This is a genomic window from Bradyrhizobium sp. CIR48 (assembly GCF_014198315.1).
Taxonomy (GTDB): Bacteria; Pseudomonadota; Alphaproteobacteria; order Rhizobiales; family Xanthobacteraceae; genus Bradyrhizobium.
On the sequence record NZ_JACIHG010000001.1, the window covers coordinates 1,252,893 to 1,272,865 of the forward strand.

20 protein-coding genes and 1 tRNA gene are annotated in these 19,973 nt (G+C 61.9%); 10 read left to right on the forward strand and 11 right to left on the reverse strand.

Translation table 11 applies throughout. The annotated features are described in order from the left end of the window. The first annotated feature begins 64 nt into the window (after nt 1-64). On the forward strand, nt 65-535 hold the full coding sequence (locus GGD66_RS06100; protein ID WP_092257442.1) for a GcrA family cell cycle regulator: 471 nt from the start codon (nt 65-67) through the stop codon (nt 533-535). Nucleotides 536-853: 318 nt separating this feature from the next. Here GGD66_RS06100 and GGD66_RS06105 read toward each other — a convergent pair whose 3' ends face one another. Further along, nucleotides 854-2,410 carry a porin gene (locus tag GGD66_RS06105; protein ID WP_183257087.1) on the reverse strand — a complete coding sequence of 519 codons (1,557 nt, stop codon included), beginning with the start codon at nt 2,408-2,410 and terminating at the stop codon, nt 854-856. 401 nt (nt 2,411-2,811) lie between these two features. Here GGD66_RS06105 and GGD66_RS06110 point away from each other — a divergent pair, with 401 nt between their 5' ends. Continuing rightward, nucleotides 2,812-3,318 (forward strand): MarR family winged helix-turn-helix transcriptional regulator, encoded by a 507-nt coding sequence (locus GGD66_RS06110; RefSeq protein ID WP_026202299.1) that lies wholly within the window; start codon nt 2,812-2,814, stop codon nt 3,316-3,318. Between the two features lie 17 nt (nt 3,319-3,335). Here the strand turns inward: GGD66_RS06110 and GGD66_RS06115 are convergent, their stop codons facing one another. After that, on the reverse strand, nt 3,336-4,451 hold the full coding sequence (locus GGD66_RS06115; protein WP_183257088.1) for a S9 family peptidase: 1,116 nt from the start codon (nt 4,449-4,451) through the stop codon (nt 3,336-3,338). A 251-nt stretch (nt 4,452-4,702) separates the two neighbouring features. After that, entirely contained in the window at nt 4,703-5,674 is a 972-nt protein-coding gene (locus tag GGD66_RS06120; RefSeq protein WP_092257788.1) for an SDR family oxidoreductase, read from the reverse strand. Nucleotides 5,675-6,162: 488 nt separating this feature from the next. Here GGD66_RS06120 and GGD66_RS06125 point away from each other — a divergent pair, with 488 nt between their 5' ends. After that, nucleotides 6,163-6,402 carry a hypothetical protein gene (locus GGD66_RS06125; RefSeq protein ID WP_092257446.1) on the forward strand — a complete coding sequence of 80 codons (240 nt, stop codon included), beginning with the start codon at nt 6,163-6,165 and terminating at the stop codon, nt 6,400-6,402. Nucleotides 6,403-6,539: 137 nt separating this feature from the next. On the opposite strand, the gene GGD66_RS06130 is transcribed toward GGD66_RS06125, so the two are convergent. Continuing rightward, entirely contained in the window at nt 6,540-7,505 is a 966-nt protein-coding gene (locus tag GGD66_RS06130) for an alpha/beta hydrolase fold domain-containing protein (protein ID WP_183257089.1), read from the reverse strand. 163 nt (nt 7,506-7,668) lie between these two features. Here GGD66_RS06130 and GGD66_RS06135 point away from each other — a divergent pair, with 163 nt between their 5' ends. Beyond that, nucleotides 7,669-8,253, forward strand: coding sequence for a TetR/AcrR family transcriptional regulator (locus GGD66_RS06135; protein ID WP_246788768.1), 585 nt, complete (start codon nt 7,669-7,671; stop codon nt 8,251-8,253). Nucleotides 8,254-8,281: 28 nt separating this feature from the next. Here the strand turns inward: GGD66_RS06135 and GGD66_RS06140 are convergent, their stop codons facing one another. Next, a complete protein-coding gene (locus GGD66_RS06140) occupies nt 8,282-9,238 on the reverse strand; it encodes an outer membrane beta-barrel protein (protein WP_312012748.1) in 957 nt (318 codons plus the stop codon). Nucleotides 9,239-9,575: 337 nt separating this feature from the next. Here GGD66_RS06140 and GGD66_RS06145 point away from each other — a divergent pair, with 337 nt between their 5' ends. The 6 genes from GGD66_RS06145 to GGD66_RS06170 all read left to right on the forward strand — a co-directional run bounded on the left by GGD66_RS06145 (nt 9,576) and on the right by GGD66_RS06170 (nt 15,329). Beyond that, nucleotides 9,576-9,893 carry a hypothetical protein gene (locus GGD66_RS06145; RefSeq protein WP_244550672.1) on the forward strand — a complete coding sequence of 106 codons (318 nt, stop codon included), beginning with the start codon at nt 9,576-9,578 and terminating at the stop codon, nt 9,891-9,893. A 194-nt stretch (nt 9,894-10,087) separates the two neighbouring features. Further along, entirely contained in the window at nt 10,088-10,453 is a 366-nt protein-coding gene (locus GGD66_RS06150; RefSeq protein WP_092257457.1) for a hypothetical protein, read from the forward strand. A gap of 946 nt (nt 10,454-11,399) precedes the next feature. Further along, nucleotides 11,400-12,089, forward strand: coding sequence for an RNA ligase family protein (locus tag GGD66_RS06155; RefSeq protein WP_244550673.1), 690 nt, complete (start codon nt 11,400-11,402; stop codon nt 12,087-12,089). Nucleotides 12,090-12,219: 130 nt separating this feature from the next. After that, the gene (locus GGD66_RS06160) at nt 12,220-12,672 is read left to right on the forward strand and encodes a cupin domain-containing protein (protein WP_026202295.1); all 453 of its coding nucleotides are present in this window, start codon (nt 12,220-12,222) and stop codon (nt 12,670-12,672) included. A gap of 269 nt (nt 12,673-12,941) precedes the next feature. After that, a complete protein-coding gene (locus GGD66_RS06165) occupies nt 12,942-13,421 on the forward strand; it encodes a DUF4279 domain-containing protein (protein WP_183257091.1) in 480 nt (159 codons plus the stop codon). Between the two features lie 567 nt (nt 13,422-13,988). After that, entirely contained in the window at nt 13,989-15,329 is a 1,341-nt protein-coding gene (locus GGD66_RS06170; protein ID WP_183257092.1) for an adenylate/guanylate cyclase domain-containing protein, read from the forward strand. 353 nt (nt 15,330-15,682) lie between these two features. On the opposite strand, the gene GGD66_RS06175 is transcribed toward GGD66_RS06170, so the two are convergent. The 6 genes from GGD66_RS06175 to plsX all read right to left on the reverse strand — a co-directional run bounded on the left by GGD66_RS06175 (nt 15,683) and on the right by plsX (nt 19,858). Then, the gene (locus tag GGD66_RS06175) at nt 15,683-16,360 is read right to left on the reverse strand and encodes a hypothetical protein (RefSeq protein ID WP_092257469.1); all 678 of its coding nucleotides are present in this window, start codon (nt 16,358-16,360) and stop codon (nt 15,683-15,685) included. A gap of 187 nt (nt 16,361-16,547) precedes the next feature. Next, nucleotides 16,548-16,625 (reverse strand) — tRNA-Pro (locus tag GGD66_RS06180). Nucleotides 16,626-16,734: 109 nt separating this feature from the next. Further along, nucleotides 16,735-17,319, reverse strand: a complete 585-nt coding sequence (locus GGD66_RS06185) for a MerR family transcriptional regulator (protein WP_018320058.1) — start codon at nt 17,317-17,319, stop codon at nt 16,735-16,737. A gap of 24 nt (nt 17,320-17,343) precedes the next feature. Then, a complete protein-coding gene (locus GGD66_RS06190) occupies nt 17,344-17,685 on the reverse strand; it encodes an integration host factor subunit alpha (RefSeq protein WP_026202294.1) in 342 nt (113 codons plus the stop codon). Nucleotides 17,686-17,819: 134 nt separating this feature from the next. Beyond that, complete coding sequence (locus GGD66_RS06195) at nt 17,820-18,800, reverse strand: beta-ketoacyl-ACP synthase III (protein WP_018320056.1); 981 nt, start codon at nt 18,798-18,800, stop codon at nt 17,820-17,822. Next, complete coding sequence (gene plsX, locus GGD66_RS06200) at nt 18,797-19,858, reverse strand: phosphate acyltransferase PlsX (protein WP_183257093.1); 1,062 nt, start codon at nt 19,856-19,858, stop codon at nt 18,797-18,799. Before plsX ends, GGD66_RS06195 begins: the two co-directional genes overlap by 4 nt. Nucleotides 19,859-19,973 lie beyond the last annotated feature (115 nt).

Consider the following 19,973-nt stretch of genomic DNA (forward strand, 5'->3'; position numbering starts at 1 on the left):
CGAACGTGAGGCGGACGGATCTCGGAAGGCGGATGGCTACATCTGCAACCTGGGACCGTGACACATGCCTGTTCTTTCACCCACCTGGACCGACGATCGCATCGAACTTCTGAAGCGGCATTTCGAGGCCGGCCTCTCCTGCCGCGAGATCGCCGCCGATATCGGCGTCAGCCGCAACGCGGTGATCGGCAAGCTGTCCCGCCTCAATCTCACGCGCGGCCGCACCATCGACGAGCGCAAGGTTCAGGACCGGCCGGCGCGGGCGCCGAGAGCCGTGCCGCGGCTGCAATATGAGATGCTCGCCACGATCTATGGCGACACCGACGCACCCGTGGCCACAGGTCCGATCGACGACGCCAATCGCTGCTCGCTGATGGAGCTGGCCGAGAACCGCTGCCGTTGGCCGATCTCGACGCCGGGCGCCGAGGATTTCTGCTTCTGCGGCAATGCCGCGCCCGACGCTCAGCCCTATTGCGCCGGCCACAGCCGCCTCGCCTACCGACCGAACGGACGCGCCCGCGTGATGCGCGGGTAGCATCTGTTTGACGCGCTTTCTTGACGCGAACCGGTATCCACTTCGCTCAAAAACGCTTGCCCCCAAAAACGAAAAACCTCCGGCGGGGCATCGCCGGAGGCTTCTGGAGGCTTAGCGTGAAGCTAAGAGCCGCAACTTTCGTATTTGGCTTGGAGATATATAGCTTAGTAACTCATGTAAGTAAATAAATCTGAGGCGATTGAATCGCATAGCTCGTCTTCGCCGTCTGCACGGACGGTTGGATTGCGAAAGATCTCCACAAACAAAAAGCCCCGGCGGTCTCCCGCCGGGGCCCTGTCGCATCGAGGGACGTCAAGCTCACCAGTTGCGCTGGGCGCGCAGCAGCATGCTGTAGGTGTCCTGGTCCTTCAGCTCGTAGGTCGCCGCCGGCTTGGCGACGCCCGTCAGTGCTCCGGTCGTGATCACACCCGAATACTTCTGGTCGAGATGGCTGTAGGTGAAGTCAGCCGAGAAGGTCAGGTTCTTCACCGGCGTCCAGCGGGTGATGACACCGACCTGGCCGATGTTGAAGTCCGGGTTGCAGGACCCGGTCAGGGTGGCGAACGCCGCGCTGCCACAGATCATGCTCTTCGCCGTGCCGCTGTAGTTGACCGCAGCCCACGCGCCGTACAGCGCCGTGTTCCAGTACGGGCTCCAGTTGTGGGTGAAGGCCCCCCGGAAGCCGTAGGTCTTGGTCAGCTCGAGCTGGCCGCCCGGTCCGAACACCGCGTCGGACACGCCGGCGAAGCCGATGCTCTGATAGGCGGCATTCGAGCTGCCGAACATCGAGTAGCTGGTCGCGGCCAGCTCCTGGAAGTTGTAGCGGCTCGCGCCTTCGGTGTAGACGCCCGAGATGTTGATCACGTCGCCGGCGCCGGTCGGGATGTTCTTGATGCCCAACGCGAGCTGAACGGCCCAGCCCCATTTGTCTTCGGGATGACCGGTCACTTCGGTCGCACCGTAATAGGCGACATGGTTGTCGTGCGCGGCGACCGACGCCTGGAACAGGCCCCAGGCCTGGTCGACGCGAACCATGGCGACGAGGTCGGGCGAGCGGGTGCCGCCGAGGTCGTTGGAGCCGTAGGCACCGCCGAGAACGCCGGTGGTGGACATGCCCGCGGTGTTCCAGATGTTGGTCTGGAACACCTGCGTCTGGTCCTGCGCCGAGAACGCGGCCGTCACACCCTGGCCGAAATCGGCGGTGTAGGTGAACTGGGTCACGCCGTTGGTGGTGCCGCTGCCGCCGACGAGCTGGTCGAAATTGTTGCCGGGATAGTTGATCCAGGGCGCGTCGAACTGCGACACGGCCTTACCCATGGTGAAGCCGGCGAACTGGACGAAGGCGTAGTAGACGCCGAGCGCGCCGCCGGAAAGATTGCCGTCGGTGCCGTTGATGTTGCCGCCGCTCGAGCCGGTGAGGCCTGTGCCGGCCGCGTTGAGGCCGATCGTGCCGCTATACTGGGTCGCCCCCGTGCCCGAACCGGTCCCGCCATAGCTGCCGGTCGTCCAGGTGAAGACCGCGTCGAAATAGGTGCGGACCACGCCGTACTCGGTCGCGGTGCGCGTGTCGATGTTGAGATCTTCACGAGCGCGCATCGAGTAGTAGTTGGTGAGGCGGTTGTTGGCCGCGAACACGCCGTTGTACTGGGCGCTGTAATTGCCGCCGGCGTTGAGCGCCACTTCGGCACGCACATAGCCGCCGAGCTTGATGCAGGTGTCGCTGCCCGGGATGTAGTAGAAGCCCGCGCCGTACAGCGTGCAGATCTTGACGTACTCGACTGCCTTGGCCTTGACCGGAAGATCGGCCGCCTGGGCTCCACCGACGGCGATCAGACCCGCCGCAGTGCCGAGCAAAAGGCTCTTCACCACTTTCATCTCAAAAACCTCCAAGTTGCTCATTTTACGGAGACCGGACCGTGAGGCCCCCCAAGATCCCCGTCTCCATCAATCCGCTCGGCCGCTTTCGGACACACCCGCTTTCGACGCGAGCAACGTGAGCGAACCACCTGCAACGGGACGATCGAGAACCCCCCACCGTCAGGACCAATATGCCTGCGTCGTTCACTAATCAAAATACTTTATTAAGTCAGCTTTCCGGTTTTCGCTAAGCCTGTGCCCCGCGCGCAACACCGGGGCCGAGGCAATCGCTGAGCTGATCATCTTTGTAGTTTTAGTGACGAAATTACCCTGCCCTGCACTTGCGTCAGAGCAGGCTTGCGTGGACTATGGCCCTCCACGAACACCGGCCTGAACAATCGGTTCACGGGAGTGACGCTGTGTCCGCGACGAGGAAAGAAGGAGCGCGCCTGCGCTCGATCGGCAATCTGGATATCATCAGGCGCTTCACCTGGGAGATATCGTCGATCAACATGTATCTGGAGGAACTGCGTCAGTTCTGGGCGAAGACGCTCGGCATCAGCGGTCCGCAATGGCTGATCCTGATGGCCATCTCCGATCTCGACAAGGATGACGGCATCCCGGTCAACGTCGTCTCCAAGCTCCTCCACGTCGATCCGTCCTTCGTCACCACCCAGTCCAAGCTGCTCGAAAAGAAGGGTCTGCTGCGCCGTCGCCCCTCGCCGACCGACGCCAGGGTGGTCCGGCTGTCCCTGACCGACAAGACCCAGAAGCACATCGCAAGCCTCAATGAGCAGTACAAGACGATCCGCGAGTTCGTCTTCCAGGAGTTCGACGAGAACGAATTGACGGAATTCACCGGCAAGCTCGCGACGCTGAAGAACCGCCTCCAGAAAGCCTGCGTCCGGATCTCGCTCGACTTCTAGGGTCCTGGGCCCCGCGCTCAGATCCGCCGCGCGGCGGTGCCGAGCCGCGATTCGAGCCAGTCGAAGATGTATTCGTTGGCAAGGCTCGGATTGTCTGCATGGGCCTGCGCCGCGCCGGTTTCGGCCGCGGTGAACACCTTCAGCATGACATCCGAGGTGGCGAGCCGGGAGCTCTCGACGATCTGACGCGCCCGGTCGGCCTTGAGCCAGCCGTCCTCGCCGAGCGTGATCAGCACCGGACAGTCGGCGCTGGAGGCCATCAGCGGCGCATGCGGCACCGGCACGATGCTGACGTCGCTCATCGCAAATCGGCTGGCAAAGAAGGCCCGCTCGTGCAGGTCCCACAGGCCGCCGTCGCAGACGGCGGCGGCAAGCCGCGGCTCCTGCAACACCGCGCGCGCCACGAAGGACGAGCCCCAGCCGTCGGCGATGATCCCGACCCGGGCGAAATCGATGTCGCCGCGCGTCTCCAGATAGTCCATGACGCCGGGAATCGCGCTCTCGAGATCCCGGCGCCGCAACAGCGCGTCGAGATAGTCGTCGCGCTGGTCGCCGAACAGGTCGAGCGCCAGCATCGAGAATCCACGCTCGCGCGCATGCGGCACGAGCTTGAACAGGAATTCCTCCTTGCGATGGCCGGGCTCGCCGATGCAGATCACGGTCGGAGCCCGTCCGCTTCCCGACGGCGCGGGAAGGAAATAGCCCTGCAACGCATGTCCGTCGAGCCAGGGGATCGTCACGACTTCGCCGGCCGGGCCGCGCGCCGCGAGGTAACGGCGGGCACATTCCTGCATCGCGAACACCGCGACCCAGCGGCGCTCGTCGGCCGGGTCGAGCGGCATCGCCGCCGCACCGTAGTAGTTCATGGCGCGCAGCCAGTTGCGCTGCGCGCTCGCCATGTGGCCTTCCGCGAACGCGGCCTCGGCGCGCTGCCGATTGGCCTGCGCGAGCTTCTTCCACTCGCGATGCCATGACCGGTCGTCGCCGCGCTTCAGCTGCCGCGCGATCATCAGGCATTCGGCGATCGTGGCGCCGCCCTCCTGGGCCGCGGTCAAGAGCCGCGTAAATTCAGCGGAGATGTCCTCCCGCTCCGGGCAAAGGATCCAGTCGTCGGAGAGGCATGCGGGAATCATCGGAGCTACGCTCTATCATCGCGTTATCCCTGATTGACTAAACTATTTCAGTTTACCGACCAAGCAGCCGTGCACCGAATGAGAGCCGTTCGAGATCACCATCGCTTGAACGAAACGGCCCCCTCGCATGCGTGACATTCCAATTCGTCATGAGGCGATGAACATTGGCAGGAGGTGGCACGTACAATTATCTGCGCACCTCTTGCCATGATGATTATCATACCTATATCCGCGCGCCTTTCGAGGCGATCTCAACCGAGCCGCCAGCCGACCTCCTGCGTAAAGCTATCGTAGAAGGCGCGGTCATAGGCCTGCTCCGGCGTAGCGCGCACGCGTTCGTCGAGACGCTTGGCGTCCTCGCCGACGAGGATGCGCCATCGCTCCGCCTTGACCCCGTCGAGAATGATCTTCGCGGCCTGTGCCGCCGTCGTCGGCGCATCCTCCAGGAAGCTGCGGGCGCGCTCGGCGAACGCCGCCTGGATGTCCTCGTCCGACATCTTGTCGGCATCCGGCACGCCGGCCGCAACCATCCGCTTGCGGGTCAGCGCGACCTCGTCCGCGTTGAGCCGCTCCGACCCGTCGGCGCTCTGCACCTTGCGCGAGTTGGAGACGATCGAGGTGCCGATGTGACCAGGCATCACCACCGAGCATTTGACGTGCGGGGCGTGCAGTCGGAGGTCGTTGATCAGTGCTTCGGTAAATCCCTTCACCGCGAACTTGGCCGAGCTGTAGGCGGTGTGCGCCTGGCCCATGCCGATCGAGGCCCAGAAGCCGTTGACGCTCGCGGTGTTGACGATGTGGGCCTCGTCCGCCGCGACCAGCATCGGCAGGAAGGTGCGCACGCCGAGATAGACGCCACCCCAGCAGATATTGAAGGTGCGCTCCCACTGCTCGCGCGTGTTGGTGAACAGGCTGCCGCCACCGCCGATGCCGGCGTTGTTGAACAGCAGATGGATCCTGTCGGTCTTCTGCTGCTCGGCGAGCTCGTCGCGAAAACGCTTCAGATGATCCTCGATCGAGACGTCGGCGACATGCGTCGTGACGCGTAGGCCTTGCGGCAGCTTCTCGATCTCGCAGAGCCGCTTGGTCTCCGCCATCGCGGCTTGCGAGACGTCGCACATCGCGACATTGCAGCCCTCGGCAACGAGTTGCCGCGCGAGCTCGCGCCCCATTCCCGTGCCGCCGCCGGTGATGACCGCGATCTTTCCTGCGAAATCCTTCATGGGACTTTCGGCCCCTCCCTTGTCGGTATGTTTCTTCACAGCGCCGCTTGCCGGACGCGCGCACGAAATGTAGCAGCGCCGCATCCGCAATTGAAAGCGGATCGGCGATGCAATCTTCGGCATCAGTTATTTCGGCGCGCGGACTATTGGCCTGCAGTCGCCACGCGGTCGTTGCAGATGAGAGGAGACCGCGAAGCGGTCGTCTCGAAGGACGAGGCGCTTGCTCAATCGTCGCCGGAAGCACACGCGATAGCCCGGCCGTTGCGCGGGAGCGTCCGCGGCGCTGCTGCCACAGTTGGGGCAAAAGTGCCCGGTTCCCGTATTGTCCGGCTTCGGTTTATGGGTAATTTTTTTACAATCCGAATCGTCAAATGGACTCCGGACGCTGGGTCGAGTCGGCCAGGCCAGCGTGTTGTTTGCGTGTCACAGGCTCTGGCACTCCGCTTGCATCCTCTTCGTGGTCTGAAACTACCGATGAGGTGACAGGAATGTTCGTGACCGTCGTTGCCGTGCTCTGCCGGCTGAGTGCAGCCAGCTCAGGCAGTTGCATCGAGGAAATCGTGACCGACAGCAACATGACGCCCGAGATGTCGCTGATGCAATGTGCGATCGGCGCACAGGCGCCGTTGGCGAAATGGATGGGCGAGCATCCGATCTATCACGCCAATTGGCGCCTGGATCGGTACAAATGCGTGCCCGGCCATTACGAGATCAAGGGGCACGCCTAAGGCCCCGCAAAACTACTGATCCGAAGACGACGGATACGAGGAAACGCCCGGGGGCCGCTTGTCCCTTCGCGGGCACTGCCAGCGCCAAGCCCCAGCGAGGCGGCGCGCCCTGTGACCACGGTCACACGCTTCTCCCATCACGCCACCGCGCGCATGATGAGCGCCCGCGCCTTGCGCCCCTCCGGGGTCGGCATCAGCGCGTAATTGTGCGGCTGGTCACGCAGCAGATGCAGCTCGACCGGCACGCCCACCGCCCTCGCCCGCTCGGCGAGATCGACGCTGTCGGGGTAAAGCAGATCGCGCGTCCCTGCGAAGATCGTCATCGGCGCCAGTGCACGGAAGGCACCGTTGAGCGGACTGACGAAGGGATGGCCGATATCGAGCTCGCCGGCGTAGAGTCGCCCGGCCTCGACGATGCCCGGAATGTCCTGGATCGGATCGCGCTTTGCGATCTCGATCTGCTCCGGACGGCTGACCGAGGCATCGGCCGCGGGCGAGATCAGCATCATCTGGTCCGGCTGCCGATGCCCGCGATCGCGCAGCCATTGGCACGCCGCGAGTGCGAGCCCTGCGCCGGCCGAGTTGCCTGCTACCGTGACCTTCGCAGACCCGGCGTCTTCCAGCAGCATGCGCAACAGCTCGGCCGTCGCCGGCACGACATCCTTCGCGGTGGCGCGCGGTGCCAGCGGATAAATCGGCACGACGCACACCACGTTCGCCTTGCGCGTCATCTGACCTATGAGGCGCCAATGCGCCGGCACGATCTCGTTGATATAGCCGCCGCCGTGCAGGAACATCACGAAGTTGCAGCCCTCATGTCCCGACGCCGGTGCGGTGTAATAGACCGGCCAGCCGCCCATCTTCGTCAGCGTCACCTCGACGTCGCGCCCCAGGTTCGGCGGCTCGAACGAAGCCGGCTGCAAGGCGAGCTTCTGCACATGCGCCTGTACCGCTTCGGCTGATGCCAGCTGCTGCTTGTAGGGCAGCAGGGCGAGCAGCGCGTTGAAGCCGCGGCTCTGCAGGCTCGGCCCGGGTTCGCGACTCCGAGGCGCGCAAAGATCTGGACAAAACTGCAGGGCCGACACGATCCTTGCGACGCTCATGGTCAGTTCTCCGCCTGGCTGGGCATCCATATGGCGACGAAGAGGCTTGCCGACAGGTCGCCATATGCGTGTATAATGTGAGCATTCGCTCGCTTTTCCTACTCGCATTCGGATCGCAAAGCCCATGGCGCGCACGCCGCCGACAAAACCCCGGAAAAACGCTTTGCAGGCGCGATCACGCGCCACCGTCGACGCATTGGTCGAGGCGACCGCTCGCATTCTGGTCCGCGACGGTTTCGAGAAGGCCAGCACAAACCGCATCGCCGAGATCGCCGGCGTCAGCGTCGGCTCGCTCTACCAGTATTTTCCGAGCAAGGAAGCGCTCGTCGCCGCCGTGATCGACCGTCACAACGAGGAGATCATGGGCCTCGTCCGCACCGCGCTCGCGGAAGTCGCCGACCTGCCGATCGACAAGGCGGTGCGAAAGCTCGTCACCGTCGCAATCGAAGCCCACCGCATCGACCCGAAACTGCATCGGGTGCTCGCCGAACAGATCCCGCGCACCGGCCAGCTCAAAGACGTCGAAGCCTTCAACCGCGAGGTCCATGACCTCGTGCGCACCTATCTCGAAAGCCGCCGCAAGGAGATGCGCAAGATCGACCTCGACGTCGCAACCTTCGTCTGCGTCAGTTCGATCGAGGCGGTCGCGCACAACACGGTGTTGAACGGACCCGAAATGCTGTCGGAGAAGATGGTGCGGACGCTGGTGGACGAGACGACGCGGATGGTGGTGGGGTATTTGAGGTAGGCGGCCCTTAGAGAGATCTGATCCAGGCTCAAAAGTGATAGTTCACGCCCACTCGCGCCACGTGGAAATCCGCCCGGCCGAAATTCGCCGTGTATTTGGACAGGGTCGGGCCAATGCCCGTTGCGAGTGCGGTGGCCGTCACTGACGATTTGCCGAGGTCGACGTAGAGATATTCGGCCTTGAAGCTCCAGCGAGGCGCAAAGCGCCATTCGCCGCCTCCACCCACCGTCCAGCCAGCCTGAATGCGGGAATCGGTGCCCGTAAAGCAAGTCGATCCGATCGTACAGCTGAATGAAGTGCCGGCGACGGAGACACTGAAAGCGCCACCCGGTCCGTTCGCGATGTAGTCGTCGAATGTCGCCACTCGACCAAAAGCAAAGCCGCCGGTCCCATACAGAAGAACGCTAGGCGTGACCAGCGCCCCCAGACGCCCACGAATGCTCCCCCACCAGTCAATCTTTTGCTCGGCCGAGATGGTCTGCGCGAAAGCTGGGGGCAGAATCGGCGTTGTTTCGCGACCGCTTCCGCGCAAGCTGGATGCGCTCAAGTCACCTTCAACGCCGACGAGCCATTTGCCACCCAGCTGCCAATTGTAGCCCGCTTGCAGGCCCCCCGTGACACCACTCATCGAAAAATCGTGAGGGTTGGGAGCAACCTGCCCCGCAAACGGAGGCGCAATCGGAACTCCAGGATTGAAGATGAAAGCGGAGGCCGCGTCACCGGTGAAATTCACGGTCCGGTCTGCCCATGCGCCGCCAACGTTGCCGCCAGCATAGAATCCCGTCCAGCTTGGGCTGGAGTCAGCCGTGCGCGCTTTCGTGAAAAGTGCGGGGCTTTGGTCAGCAGCTTCCGCCCCCGACGCGACACTCGCCAAGACTGCTACAGCAGCCAGTGCTCTTCCCACGGGACGCCCCCTCCGCGATTCCAACGCGCCCGAAATTCTTAAATCATGTTGACGCTGCACGCTGTGACGCCAGGGCAACACTCGCGGAACGTTGCAACCCAAGCGGAAACGTGCGGCCCACGGTAAACCCGGCCGAAAAGGAATTTGATTCTTTGAAAAATGGTCGGAGCGAGAGGATTTGAACCTCCGACCCCTAGTCTCCCAGGCGACGGCAGATCGTTGCTTCTACGGGAGAATTTTTGGAAACGACGGAGCGGCTTCGGTTTGCAAAGACAGGGTCTTTTACCGAAATTGTAAACCGATCGGGAGGCTGCACACGGCGCCAGCGAACGGCCGAGCGTGGCTGTGCTTGATACACACTTTGCTACACATCGCCGGGAATTTGTTCTCTCTGTGTTCTCATGCCATAACGCCGCCCATGACCGACGAACTCTCCCTGCGCCGCGCCGTGATAGGCGGTAAAACCGCGCCTGACGACCATGTCGTGATCTGGGACCATCTTCACATCGGCCGCATTTTCAGAACCACTGCCGTCGGCGGCGGCGCCGATTGGTCCTGGTCATGCTTTCTGCCCAACGTGCCGCAGCGGAGTGCCCATCGCGGCCACGCCGCCAGCCTGGACGCGGCCAAGATGGCGTTCCGATCCGCTTGGGCGGCTTTGCAATCGGACCCTCAGTTACGACGAGATCAAGCAGGCGCGCGTGACCGACGCCGACCGCAGCCGTCCCTGGCATAAGGGCGCATGACGGGAGCGCCGGCGAGTTCGACGAGCCGATCGCGCTGGCTTTCCAGGAACGAAGGCCCGGGGATGAGATTATGAGTCTCGCTGGCTTGCCGCCGAGCTGGCGGAGCGGACCCCGGCCCATACCCCCCCTAGCGCCCCTGCGAGCCGGGGCCGTCTCTCCGCTGCTTTTGTATCGGAGTATGCGTATGCGTTCCTCGCCCTCGATCGTGCCGGCCGATCGCCTCGACCGCGACATCTACCTGGTGCTTGAGGATTTCGGCGCGGGTGCCGGGTGCGCATGGCGTGAGACCGACGAGGCCGACACCGATCTCGAGACCGTCCTACAGGACATCCTCTCCGGCCAATATGCCTATCCGCTTCGGATCGTGCGCTTCAATGCGATCGAGCGCTGGTCCCGCGACGCGACGTCCGACCTTGCCGACGCGCTGGCCGAGCGCGCCGCCAACTCCGACGCCGAGATCTCGCCGGCTCTGCAGGATTTCATCAACGCCAACGCGACGCGACGATTTGACCTGCAGCTCGCCCTGCCCCTGCGCGGCGCTGCCCGATGACATCTGAAGGCAGGCCTGTGGGCTCGGCGAAATGCGCCGCGGCCGGCCGGCGCGCGGGGCGAACATGCCATTCACGGCCGCGTGTACGAAGCCAATTGAGGCCTCCAACGAAGCGAAGCTGAAACAATGCAATCCGATACTGCGACGGTAACGACCGTTGCGGGAGGCTCAAATGCGTAGCCTGATTTTCGGTACGGCTCTCCTGGCGCTGGCGACCATCGGATGTTCCACGTTTATTTCCGCTGCCCTTTCTGCCGCGAGGGATGCAAAGGCCGCAACATTCTCAGAACGGTTCGCGCCGGCAATGACTCTCCCAGCCGGCTAGGTCCGCCAGCGTGAAACGGCGAGTCGATTGCGACCGCCTTAATGGGGAGCTTTGCCTTCTCGGTTGAGCAGCTCCAGTCGTCGTTCTAGCTCTTGCTTCTTCGCCGCAAGCTTCTCCGCCAAAACATCATTGACGACGGTGTGGAGTCGCCACAGCTCTTCGAGAGACATGCTCTCAAGAGGCTTCCGATCCATGAATCCCCCCGACTCACGTATCGCACAAGGTTAGCGACAAGAACGAGACACTGCCACTTTCTCCCGACGAGATTCACATTTGCGAATGAAGGTACAAAGGTGAATGCCCTCCCTTAGCTTGCTGGGCATATTGGTTGGGAGCATGCTGCATTGACTGATAACATTCCGGCGCAGAGCCGATATTTCGTTCGAATGGGCGGCAAGGGTTGGATGGTTTACGATCGAGTACGCAAGGGCCCGACACTGATAGGGACCGCCTGGGCAGCCAATTTGACAAAGGAGCAAGCCGAACAAATCCTACGCTCGCTTACTTCTTCGGCCGCGGAGAAGCCACTTTCTGCAACCGACCGAGGCCCACAGTTCCCGATCTCGCAAATTGAGCGGGAAGTCTTATTTTCGGTCCATGCGTATGACGTACGAGCTCTGCTTGGCTACCGCCGCCAAGCACGTCCCTTCAGGGCCTGACTGGATCCACGAGGTAAAGTACGACGGCTACCGAATGCTGGTCATTCGGCAGAACGAGCGGGTGCGCCTCCTCTCTCGCAACGGTACGGATTGGACCAAGCGCTACCCCTGGATCGTCCAGGCCGCGCTGAAGAACCGCGAGCGGCACTTCGTCGACGGAGAGGCCGTGGTGCTCGGCGTCGACGGCGTCTCCGACTTCAACGCCCTGCATTCGCGTCGGCATGATGACGAGGTGCAGCTTTACGCCTTCGATATCCTTGTGCGCGGCGGCGAAGATCTGCGGCCCCTGCCCCTCTCGCTGCGCAAGAGCAACCTGGCGCGCTTGCTGCGCGGCCGGCCTGACGACATGTTCGTTACGCCATTCGAGGCAGGCGAGATCGGGAGCGAGGTCTATCGCGCCGCGGTTCGCATGGGCCTCGAGGGGCTGGTCTCCAAGCGTCGCGATCGGCGCTATAGCAGCGGTCGCTCCAAGGACTGGATCAAGGTCAAGAACCGGACGCATCCCGCGATGTCGCGGGTGATGGACGCCCTCAATAGCCCTTCCGTTAGATGCGGTAGTGGTCCCGATCTGAACACGGGAAAGCCGCTGTCATGTCAGCTGTCTGGAGAGGACCGAACGTCACATGATCGTTCGCCTGACGGCTGCTTATGACCCAATTCGGACTTGGTTTGCCATGGGCGATTCAAGCCCTTCCGAAAATGAATTTAAGCGGTTCAGTCTGAGTATTTTTGTAGTATCCTGTTGGACCCTCCAGCTCCGCAATATTTGGAAGGAGGTTTGGATGAACAAGTCCTTTGCCGGTGCCATTTTGATCGCGTTGGCAAGTTCTGCGATGGCTCAAGATGCGATGAAGGTGGTCAAGCCCGATGGGTTGACGTGGATAGAGCATCCGGTCTTCAGGGGCGCGCAAACCGCCCTCTTGATCGGTGACCTAACAAAGGCCGAGACGATCGTCCAGCGGGTCAAATTCCCGCCGAATTATAAAGTTCCGCCGCATACTCATCCCTATGCCGAGGTCGTCACCGTGATGAGTGGCAGCTTTGGGAACGCCATGGGGGAAAAGTTTGATCCCTCGAAAGGCGAGATATTGAAGCCGGGCTCCGTCTTCACGCTGCCGGCGAAGCACCCCCACTATGTATGGACGACAAACGAAGAAACGATGGTCCAAATTGTATTCACCGGGCCGGGGGGCATTGTGTTCATCGATCCAGCCGACGATCCGCGCAAGAAGTAAAAACGAAGCGCCGAAGCATAAAAAGAGGCCACCTCAATCGGGTGGCCTCTTTCGTCATTCCGGCACCGGCGCGATGTCGGCTGTTGGCCCTTAGCGGACCTTCACGGGGATGCTCGCTGAGGGCCGCTTGTGACCCAAAGCGGTCCTCGTTATCGGTCATTCAAAGTTGAACATTCCGGGACAGACAGAGTAGATAAATTCGCCTTATGCAACCGGAGCAGCAACCTTGTCGCGGTGCGTTCTTTGTGCCGTTTAGGATCAGTAGCCGAATGAAGCGACCACGTCCGCAACCGCCAAAAGACGCACCTCCGGACGCAGCATGGCTTGGGGGGCCGATCTCTTGGTTCTCGATTTCGCTGACCGTTCGGGCGGATGATCTCCATCCTGAGCATGTGACCCATCTTTTCGATGTCGAGCCAACCCATTCACAAGTCAAAGGCCTACCGCGTTCGGCGAGGGCAAACGCACCTCCCGCCACGTTCGGTTCCTGGGCGGTTTGTCTAACGTCGGAAGAGACCGACGAATGGGACGTTACGGAAGCAGTTAGAACGCTGATCGCCCGCTTTCCTCAAGCGCCCACTGTCTGGGAACAGCTACCTGTGGGGGCACAAATTCGCTTGAGCTTTGGTCTCCACCTCGAAACTAGAAATCAGGGATTTTCGATACCTGCTGACATCCTCAAGTTCGCGGCCGACCGCAACATCGAGCTTGATTTCGACATATACAGCGAGCGAACGGCGACTGTATGAGGACCGCTTGTGGCCCGTGCCAGACCTCGGCCCGGAGCATCGCGAGGTTCCGCTTACTGAAGGTGATCTGAACAAGGCGATGCGGCGAGCTAATGCGAGGGCGCGATGCCAGACGATAACCAAGGGCCTCAACCGTGCACTTGCACCTTCAAAGAGCAACTGCACTGCCCCAGATTCCGGTCCGGCGAGTGCAACCAAAAGACAATTCCCGGAACCTTCGGGCATCGTAAGTCCAGATTTGGGCGCATCTCGCGACCAGCGTCAGTCCCCAAGAAGGCAAACACCCGCAGCGCGCGCGCTGAAACTGAGTAGGTAGTCGTGCAATTCACTGGCGCCGGGCACTGAGCCGGGTCTGGTATTGGCCCATAGCTGACCAACCTCGGCATGGTGCGTGATGGCAGCTTCTGACCCTAAGCGGCCTTCGCGGCCGTGGCATCACTCTGGTTTCCCCAGTTTTTGCCGGTACCTACGGGTAGGGGGCAGTCAAGCCCGTCAAAAGTCCCACTAGCCTGACGCGGAATGTGATACGACACTCGCGCAGCGTGGTTTGTCCCGCAGTAGGCCAACATGGCTGACATCCCGACCACTCACTACGTCAAAAGTGACGACGTCCATATTGCCTATCAGGTGATTGGCGACGGTCCACGCGACCTGCTGTTCGTCCCCGGTTTTGTCTCCAATGTTGAAGCGCTTTGGCAATCGCCAGGCCGCGCCTATTTTTTCCGCAGGCTTGCAACGTTTGCGCGAGTCATCATTTTCGACAAGCGCGGCACCGGAATGTCTGATCGCGGTTCCCAGATCTTCACACTTGAACAGCGGATGCACGATGTGCAGGCGGTGCTGGACCAAGTCGGTTCCCAGCGGGCCACCTTGTTTGGCGTATCCGAGGGCGGTCCGATGTCGCTGCTCTATGCCGCGACGTATCCCGAACGCACGTCCGCTCTGGTTCTTTGTGGCACTTATGCGCGACGCGCGTGGGCTCCTGACTACACATTCGGATGGACTGATTCGCAGTGGAGCACTTTCCTCGATGACATTGAGCACCACTGGGGCACGACAGATGCAATGAGTTTGCTGATGTGGGCGCCCAGCCTTGCCGGCAATACGCAGGCACTTGAGCAAGTTGCTGCCTACTTCAGGGCCTCAGCAAGCCCAGGGGCGGCATCCGCGATCATGCGCATGAACCGGGAAATTGATGTCAGAAATATCCTCCCCGTCACGCGTGTACCGACCTTAATTTTGCATCGCACCGATGAGCGCGTCATCGACGTGAAGCATGCGCGCTACATGGCGCAGATGATTCCTTCCGCCAAACTGATTGAGCTCAGTGGTCAGGACCATGTGGTCTGGGTAGGCAGTCAGGACGCAATCCTTGATGAGGTCGAAGAATTCGTCACTGGGCATCGGCAGGCAGCCCAGCCAGATAGAGTGCTTGCGACTGTGCTGTTTGTCGACATTGCGGGATCGACGGAACGCGCCGCCATGCTCGGCGACGGCGCTTGGCACGTACTGCTCGACGCGTTCTATGCCAAAGCGCGGGGCGTGCTCGGCCAGTATCGCGGGCGCGAAATCAACACCGCCGGCGACGGTTTCCTTGCCACGTTCGACGGACCCGCGCGCGCCGTACGCTGCGCCAGCGCAATCCGCGATGCGGTGCGCTCGCTCGATCTGAAGGTCCGTTGCGGTTTGCATACCGGTGAGTGCGAATTCGTCGCGCACGATATCGTTGGCATTGCCGTGCATATTGGCGCGCGCGTGGCGGCGCTAGCTGCGCCGGGTGAAGTTCTGGTCTCACAGACGGTTCGCGACCTCGTAGCAGGCTCCGGATTGACGTTTGAAGAGCGCGGCCGTCACACTCTCAAAGGCGTGCCTGACGAATGGCGTCTGTTCCGTGCGGTGATTACCTAGCCCGCTTTCACCCCGCCATGTGGTCAGAGCACCGAAGGACCGCTTTTGGCCCTTCAGCGACATTGGAAGATTGCTGCTTCTCCGCCGCTGTTCGGGCTTAAGCGGACATTAGCGGCGGCCAGCCGCTTAATGAGTACACGGACTAGTCATCGAGCTTTTCGGACGTGATCGCGCCGGTCTTGGCGTCGGCGTGAAATTCCATTCTCTGGCAGCAGCAAGCATCCATGAACGCCAAGAACGTGGCATAGTCCCCCCAGTTGCGATTCCATCCCATGCTATCGCTTCGAGTTTTAGTGTCGCAATACACGCTGGAAGAAGTCCCTGATATTCTCTTCCGATTCTTCGCCCGCGAACTATGCCGGAGGTAGCGGCTCGAGCTCTTCCTTGCCGTAATAGCCAATCACGCGGTAGGAGACGACTTTGCCCGATGACCGCGATACAACAACATCCACAAAATAGATTGCTTGATAAGGATTTTCTTCGTCCCCGATCATTTGCTTTTTTAGATGGCTCATCTCGTCAGTGAAAAACACTGCATGCGGCTTTTCATCTATTTCCTCTATCAAAGCACGGTCTGGAGTTGTTTTGGCTTCCGACTTCACGGAGTCTCTGTCCAACCTTTTCCAAACCATAGGTACGCGCTGCAAAACCTCCGCCTTCGGATTCTGAAGTAGCGTCTTTTCGAGCGCAGCGGTTTCAATAATCGATGACGCTTCCTGAGCTGTGACAGTCAACAATTGAACGGTAACCGGACCGTTGATCACATTGAATGTCTGCGATCCGCCGTGACTTGCGATCGGTTTCACTATGTTCGTTGCATCGTCGCAGTCTTTAATGGAGATATTGTCGGCTGCTGTCGCCTCTCGCTTCTTAGCAAAAAGGTCGATCAGAGACTTAAGATGCTTGCCGAACTTTTCGATCAGCTCGACCTTGTCGATTAGTGGTGCCAGCAAGGGGCCGGCCATTGCCACGGTTGAGACGAGGTCGGGTACTAAGTTGATGTCGATACTGCCGGGTTTGACAACCGACACCAGAAGGCGCGCCTCTGAGTTCTTAGTGGCTAACTCGTTCTCATGTTTCTTTAGGACGCGTCCTAAATGCTGCTCCCCTATGCACGACTGAAGAACAGCGCCAGAACGATTATTGTAAACTGCCTGTAAAGCGGCGGCTCTTTAATAACCGGCCGGCACACGGGACCATTGAAATATTTGAAGAATTTGGTCGGAGCGAGAGGATTTGAACCTCCGACCCCTAGTCTCCCAGACTAGTGCGCTAACCGGGCTGCGCCACGCTCCGAACGTCGTTCCATTAGCTAGGATCGGCGCGATGCGCAAGGCGAGGCCGCAGCATTTTGCCGTCCCGGCCACAGTCCCCGGAACTGCCCGCAAGCCGGCGAAGCCCGCCCCTACCCATCCTTCAGCGCCTGATCCAGCATCTCGCGGCAGGCGACGAGGTCGGCGAGGACGCGCCCTAACCGTTCCCGGTCGATGGCGCTGGGGCCGGCCGGGGCCGCGGCAGCCGTGCCGCCCTTGCGGAAGGTGGTGAGGATTTCCTCGTCGTCGACCTCGGTGAAGCGGAAGTCGATGCCTTCCTCCTCATCACCCTGGTAGTCGTCATCGTCGGTGTCGGTGACGCCCTTGATGGGCGCCTCCTCGTCGTCGGGCTCCATCAAGCTGGCGCCGATGGCGTCCTCGATGGCGCCGAACGAGACCGCGGCGGCGCTGTCGGCAAGGCCCTGCACCGATTTGACGCCGTGCTCCTTCAGGATCCGCTGTACCCCGCGGATGGTGTAGCCCTCCCCGTAGAGGAGACGGCGGATGCCCTTGAGCAGGTCGACGTCGTCGGGGCGGTAATAGCGGCGGCCGCCGCTGCGCTTCATCGGCTTGATCTGGGAGAATCGGGTTTCCCAGAACCGCAGCACGTGCTGCGGAATGTCGAGCTCCTGCGCTACTTCGCTGATGGTTCGGAACGCATCCGGCGCCTTGTCCAAATGCCAAATCCTTTGCGAGAGGCGTTACGCCTCTTGTGGAGCCTTGCTGGCGTCACCGTTGGCGCGGTGCTGGCCGTTGATCCGCTGCTTCAGGATCGCCGACGGCTTGAACACCATGACGCGGCGCGGCGAGATCGGCACCTCGGTGCCGGTCTTTGGGTTGCGGCCGATGCGCTGACCCTTCTTGCGGACCATGAAGGACCCGAACGAGGACAGTTTCACCGTCTCGCCCTTTTCCAGGCAGTCGGTGATCTCCTTCAGCACGAGTTCCACGAAGGCGGACGATTCCGTGCGCGACAGGCCTACCTTCTGGTAGACGGCTTCGCACAGATCGACACGCGTTACGGTTTTACTTTGATCGGTCATCGCCCTGCCCCACATCACGGCGAACAATTGTTGTCTGAAATTATGAGGTTACGATACGGCGGTCAACAGCGCTCATCAATGCACACGCATCGATAATCGGCGCTGATTCCGGCAAAATTTTATCGACTGTGGCCCTACCAGCGCACGAGCGCGGAGCCCCAGGTGAAGCCGCCGCCCATGGCCTCCAGCAGGACCATGTCGCCTTTCTTGATGCGGCCGTCCTTGCGGGCCACCGACAGCGCCAGCGGAATCGAGGCGGCCGAGGTGTTGCCGTGACGGTCCACCGTCAGCACCACCTTCTCCGGCGCGATGTGGAGCTTGTGGGCGGAAGCGTCGATGATTCGCTTGTTGGCCTGGTGCGGTACGAACCAGTCGATGGTCTCGGCATTGAGCCCGGTCGCCTGGAAGGCATCGACGATGACGTCGGTGATCATGCCGACCGCGTGCTTGAAGACCTCGCGGCCCTCCATGCGCAGATGGCCGACGGTCTGGGTCGAGGACGGCCCCCCGTCGACGAACAGCTTTGCCTTGTGGCGGCCGTCGGAGCGCAGATGCGTGGTGACGATGCCGCGGTCGGTCGCGGCCTTGCCCGGCTGCTCCTGCGCCTCCAGCACGACCGCGCCGGCGCCGTCGCCGAACAGCACGCAGGTGCCGCGGTCGTTCCAGTCGAGGATGCGCGAGAAGGTCTCGGCGCCGATCACCAGCGCGCGCTTGAAGGCGCCGGTGCGCAGGAAATTGTCGGCGGTGGCGAGCGCGAACACGAAGCCAGAGCATACCGCCTGGAGGTCGAAGGCCGCGCCGTGGGTGATGCCGAGCCCGTGCTGCACGGCAACGGCCGTCGCCGGGAAGGTGTTGTCCGGCGTCGAGGTCGCGAGCACGATCAGGTCGATCGACTGTGCGTCCATGCCGGCATCGGTGAGCGCGGCCTGCGCCGCCTTGATCGCCAAATGCGAGGTGAACTCGCCCTCGGCCGCGATGTGGCGCTCGCGAATGCCGGTGCGCTGCACGATCCACTCGTCGGAGGTGTCGATACGCGCCGCCAATTGGGCGTTGGTCACCACCTGCTCCGGCAGATAGGAGCCGCAGCCCAGCACGACCGAACGAATTTGAGTCACGAAACAGCCTCCTGCGCGGCCTGCACGGAATTGAGTGCACCACCCTCGCGGTTGAGCATCTGATTGATCTTGTTCAGGAGATCGTAGTGAGCCATCTCATAGCCAACATCGATCGCATAGGCAAAGCCTTCGGCGCTGGTTCCGCCGTGGCTCTTGACCACTAATCCGTTCAAACCCAGGAACACGCCGCCATTGGACTTGTTCGGGTCCATCTTGTCGCGCAGGGCCTGGAAGGCGCTGCGCGCAAAGAGATATCCGAGCTTCGACAACCAGCTCCGCCGCATCTCGTTGCGGAGTAAGTCCGCCATCTGCCGGGCGGTTCCCTCGGCGGCCTTGAGCGCGATGTTGCCGCTGAAACCTTCGGTCACTATGACGTCGGCCAGCCCCTTGCCGATACCGTCGCCCTCGACGAAGCCGATATAGTCGAGCTCCGGCAGGTTCCTCGCACGCAGGATCTCGCTGGCCTCGCGGATCTCCTCGTGCCCCTTGATCTCTTCGGCCCCGATATTGAGCAGCCCGACCGTGGGGCGCTTCTTGTCGAACAGCACGCTCGCCATCGCCGCGCCCATCACCGCGAGCGACACCAGATGGTGCGCGTCACCGCCGATGGTGGCGCCGAGGTCGAGCACGACGGACTCGCCGCGCCTGGTCGGCCATATCCCCGTGATCGCGGGACGGTCGATTCCGGGCAGCGTGCGCAGGTGGAAGCGCGACATCGCCATCAGCGCGCCGGTATTGCCGGCGGAGATCGCGACATCCGCCTCGCCCTTCTTCACGGCGTCGATGGCAAGCCACATCGAGGAGGTCTTGCGGCCGCGCCGCAGCGCCTGGCTCGGCTTGTCCGAGCCGCTGACGGCCACGTCGGTGTGGATGATCTTCGAAGCCGCTTTGAGGGCGGGATGCTTCTCGAGCTCGGGCTCAATCCTGGCGCGGTCCCCGACCAGCAGGAACTCGGTCTCGCGATGCCTCTGAAGCGAGATGGCGGCGCCGGGAATGACCACGGCGGCGCCGGCGTCGCCCCCCATGGCGTCCAGCGCGATGCGAACCTTGCTTGGCATAAAAGTCCTGGAAACCTGGTCTGGTGCGGTCTTGATCAGCGGGACCGCAAAATGAGTTCGCCACGGACATGGCGGCCGGCCAAGCGCCACGCCGCACCCGGGCCGGGGCGCGACA

Excerpts from the sequence above, each read along its gene's own strand:
- GGD66_RS06100 (WP_092257442.1), top strand. The coding sequence starts at position 65 with ATGCCTGTTCTTTCACCCACCTGGACCGACGATCGCATCGAACTTCTG.
- GGD66_RS06105 (WP_183257087.1), bottom strand. The coding sequence starts at position 2,410 with ATGAAAGTGGTGAAGAGCCTTTTGCTCGGCACTGCGGCGGGTCTGATC.
- GGD66_RS06115 (WP_183257088.1), bottom strand. The coding sequence starts at position 4,451 with ATGATTCCCGCATGCCTCTCCGACGACTGGATCCTTTGCCCGGAGCGG.
- GGD66_RS06120 (WP_092257788.1), bottom strand. The coding sequence starts at position 5,674 with ATGAAGGATTTCGCAGGAAAGATCGCGGTCATCACCGGCGGCGGCACG.
- GGD66_RS06125 (WP_092257446.1), top strand. The coding sequence starts at position 6,163 with ATGTTCGTGACCGTCGTTGCCGTGCTCTGCCGGCTGAGTGCAGCCAGC.
- GGD66_RS06130 (WP_183257089.1), bottom strand. The coding sequence starts at position 7,505 with ATGAGCGTCGCAAGGATCGTGTCGGCCCTGCAGTTTTGTCCAGATCTT.
- GGD66_RS06145 (WP_244550672.1), top strand. The coding sequence starts at position 9,576 with ATGACCGACGAACTCTCCCTGCGCCGCGCCGTGATAGGCGGTAAAACC.
- GGD66_RS06150 (WP_092257457.1), top strand. The coding sequence starts at position 10,088 with ATGCGTTCCTCGCCCTCGATCGTGCCGGCCGATCGCCTCGACCGCGAC.
- GGD66_RS06160 (WP_026202295.1), top strand. The coding sequence starts at position 12,220 with ATGAACAAGTCCTTTGCCGGTGCCATTTTGATCGCGTTGGCAAGTTCT.
- GGD66_RS06165 (WP_183257091.1), top strand. The coding sequence starts at position 12,942 with ATGAAGCGACCACGTCCGCAACCGCCAAAAGACGCACCTCCGGACGCA.
- GGD66_RS06170 (WP_183257092.1), top strand. The coding sequence starts at position 13,989 with ATGGCTGACATCCCGACCACTCACTACGTCAAAAGTGACGACGTCCAT.
- GGD66_RS06190 (WP_026202294.1), bottom strand. The coding sequence starts at position 17,685 with ATGACCGATCAAAGTAAAACCGTAACGCGTGTCGATCTGTGCGAAGCC.
- plsX (WP_183257093.1), bottom strand. The coding sequence starts at position 19,858 with ATGCCAAGCAAGGTTCGCATCGCGCTGGACGCCATGGGGGGCGACGCC.